The sequence below is a fragment of the uncultured Kiloniella sp. genome (assembly GCF_937128705.1).
In the GTDB taxonomy this organism is placed as follows: Bacteria; Pseudomonadota; Alphaproteobacteria; order Kiloniellales; family Kiloniellaceae; genus Kiloniella.
In genome coordinates, this window is record NZ_CAKZMP010000102.1 from 1 (window position 1) to 3,002 (window position 3,002).

4 protein-coding genes and 2 pseudogenes are annotated in these 3,002 nt (G+C 46.0%); all 6 read left to right on the forward strand.

Translation table 11 applies throughout. The features are described 5' to 3' along the window. Positions 1-135: pseudogene (proA, locus tag Q0241_RS06170) on the forward strand (gamma-glutamyl-phosphate reductase); the annotation flags it as partial. Positions 136-159: 24 nt separating this feature from the next. Further along, positions 160-825 (forward strand): nicotinate-nucleotide adenylyltransferase, encoded by a 666-nt coding sequence (locus tag Q0241_RS06175; RefSeq protein ID WP_299374741.1) that lies wholly within the window; start codon positions 160-162, stop codon positions 823-825. 177 nt (positions 826-1,002) lie between these two features. Then, entirely contained in the window at positions 1,003-1,461 is a 459-nt protein-coding gene (rsfS, locus tag Q0241_RS06180; RefSeq protein WP_366941153.1) for a ribosome silencing factor, read from the forward strand. Between the two features lie 33 nt (positions 1,462-1,494). Continuing rightward, a complete protein-coding gene (gene rlmH, locus Q0241_RS06185) occupies positions 1,495-1,968 on the forward strand; it encodes a 23S rRNA (pseudouridine(1915)-N(3))-methyltransferase RlmH (RefSeq protein ID WP_299374743.1) in 474 nt (157 codons plus the stop codon). A gap of 146 nt (positions 1,969-2,114) precedes the next feature. Further along, the gene (locus Q0241_RS06190) at positions 2,115-2,630 is read left to right on the forward strand and encodes a hypothetical protein (RefSeq protein WP_299374747.1); all 516 of its coding nucleotides are present in this window, start codon (positions 2,115-2,117) and stop codon (positions 2,628-2,630) included. A 27-nt stretch (positions 2,631-2,657) separates the two neighbouring features. Beyond that, positions 2,658-3,002 (forward strand): annotated as a pseudogene (locus tag Q0241_RS06195) (hypothetical protein); the annotation flags it as partial.

The following is a 3,002-nucleotide window of genomic DNA, read 5'->3' on the forward strand; positions in this document are numbered from 1 at the left end:
GATGGCGGACAGTTCGGTATGGGGGCCGAAATTGGTATTTCCACCGGGAAGCTGCATGCTCGGGGGCCTGTCGGGGCCGATCAGCTGACAAGTTATAAGTATCTTGTCCGCGGCACAGGTCATGCCCGACCTTAACCGCGACACACCTTATCAAACGAAATGCTGACCCAGAACCCACCCAGCCTGACCTTTTCCAAAATACTTTGCCCGCAAAGTATCGCAAGAAGTCTGGGTGGTCGCCTTCCCCCCAAGGGAAGTAAAATCGGCTTACTCGGGGGGTCCTTTAACCCTGCACACAAAGCGCATTGCCAGATATCTAAAGAAGCTCTTGTCCATCTGGGCTTGAATGAAGTCTGGTGGCTCGTGTCGCCGCAAAACCCCTTAAAAGACACCAAAGGTATGGCCCCGCTCCCGGACAGGGTTGAAAGTGCCTTGTCGATCCCTAAACATCCCAAGATACGGGTTACGACTATTGAAAGCCAGATAGGGTCAGTCTTCACAGCAGATACCTTATCGCGTTTGAAGCAAATCTTTCCTTTGGTTAATTTTACGTGGCTTATGGGCGCTGATAATTTGAGCCAAATTTCCCGCTGGCGCGATTGGCAGGATATCTTTAGCACCGTGAAGGTCGCTGTATTTGCCCGCCCGGGTTATTCACTACCATCAACAAATTCAGAAGCAGCACAGCGATTTAAGAACGCAAGAGTTCCAGAGAACAAGGCCAGAAGCCTGCAAAAATGCTCCGTCCCTGCTTGGACAATAATTCACGGACAACAACTGGATATATCATCCACTGCCATCAGGAATGGGAAGCACAAGAAATAAAACTCATCTGAATGAAGCAGGCTGGAGATAAATCATAAAGAAACAACGATTTTATCCCATTAATGTAACGATGTTCATTAACATATAGAGTCGCGCACCTTTACTGTGCTAAGCTGACACTGTAAGACCCTTGTTCTGTATAGCGATAAGTACGGAACGTGTTAGTAACTATCTGTAGTGGGAAGTCGTGACCTCACGAGCAGATTATTTTTACGGAGACCGATCATACCACGAGAATCTACGGCCCCCGAGGCCAATACACAGGATACCACGGGAAATAACCGTGACCTGCTTGAACTAGTTCGTAACTCTCTTGAGGATGACAAAGCAGAAGACATTGTCGTCATCGAACTTGCCGGAAAATCTAGCATTGCTGACTACATGGTCATTGCCAGCGGTAATTCAAACCGTATGGTTTCTGCTATGTCCGATCATCTTCTTCGCGGCCTTAAAGCTGCCGGCATGAAAAGTATCATTGCCGAAGGGAAAGATCGTGGTGATTGGGTGTTGGTGGATGCCGGGGATGTTGTTGTTCATCTTTTCAGACCCGAAGTCCGAGCTTTTTATAACTTGGAAAAAATGTGGGGTTTGGAATTACCTGAATCAGCACAGCCTTTTGCATCGCAAGAAGCCTAGTATAGGCCGAAAGCCATAAACTAGAAGTAAGTAATGCGGATAACACTAATTGCTGTCGGAAAGGCCAAGGCCAGTCCGGCAAGGGATCTTTTTGAACTCTACTGTAATCGCCTCCGAGGCAACAGGCTCAACTGGAGCCTTGACCTCAAGGAAGTAGAAGAAAAGAAAAACCTGCCTGCTTCTCAGTTGAAAGAACGTGAAGGCGAACTGCTCCTCGCCGCCGCGCCCAAGGGTGCCAAAATTGTGATCTTGGACGAAAAAGGAAAAGACCTTTCCAGCCCACAATTCTCAAAGCTTTTAGAGAAATGGCAAGATGGCGGCGACCAGGATATAGCCTTCCTCATCGGAGGAGCCGATGGTCTTTCCGATACTGTAAAAGAAAAATCACAGCAAAGCCTCTGTTTTGGACGGTTAACTTGGCCACACATGCTAGTGCGGGGCCTTTTTGCCGAACAGGTATACCGGGCTTCCTGTATTCTAAGCGGGCACCCCTACCACAGGGACTAGCCATTTCAGCCCTTTAGCTCTCCCCTATTCGTTTATTTGAAGAACCAAGTCTATCTGACGCGACAAGTGTAACATCAGACCTAATACTTTATTTACTCTGTTAGGCTAGTCTTGTGCTGTACCAGTCCTGAAGAAAGGAACCTGCAGTGCATTTAAAAGCATACCCCGGCTCATTCTTTCAAATTTGTGCAACGATATTTGTCCTTGTTTTCAATACTATTTTCCTTTCTTTCACCGTCCGTTCCGAGACAACTATTAACATTCGTCCCGCACAAGGGGCTGGTGATGCTGCCCACAGCTATTTCTCAGAACTGATCACTACAATTTTAAACAGGACATCCTCAACATATGGCTTGGCAAAAGTAAATGTACCCGTAGAAAATCTCACCCAAAACAGATCACTTCGACTACTAAAAGAAGGCCGAAGGGTTGATTTGAATTGGGCGGGAATAAATCTGAAAAGAGAACAAGATCTTCGCCCCATACGCATTCCTTTAAACATGGGGCTTCTTGGCTATCGACTACTTGTCATACGGCAAGATCGCCTATCTGAATTTGATCAAATCCGTACCCCAGACCAACTAAATAAGCTTATTGCCTGCCAAGGACAATATTGGCCCGATAGCGACATTATTGAAGATAACGGGTACATTGTTAATTGAACCATCCGATTTGAATTAATGTGGAAAATGGTCGAAACTGGGCGCTGCGATTATTTTCCCCGCGCGATTAGCGAAGGATATGGAGAAGTAAAATTTTATGGAACAGATACCTACGCAGCTTACGACAAAATCCTGATTGGCTATCGTTTTCCGATGTATTTCTTTGTAAATAAGGATAACGAAACGCTCGCAGCACGCCTGGAAGAGGGGTTAGAATCAATGTTAGAAGACAATAGCTTATTAGAGTTTATGAGCAGGCACCCCGCAACTAAATCAGCATTTCCTCTCAGTCAGTATGAAAACAGTCGAATTTTTGAAGCTGAAAATAAATATATCAGCCAAGAGACACGGAATCTCCCTGAAAAATATTGG

Excerpts from the sequence above, each read along its gene's own strand:
- Q0241_RS06175 (WP_299374741.1), top strand. The coding sequence starts at position 160 with ATGCTGACCCAGAACCCACCCAGCCTGACCTTTTCCAAAATACTTTGC.
- rlmH (WP_299374743.1), top strand. The coding sequence starts at position 1,495 with ATGCGGATAACACTAATTGCTGTCGGAAAGGCCAAGGCCAGTCCGGCA.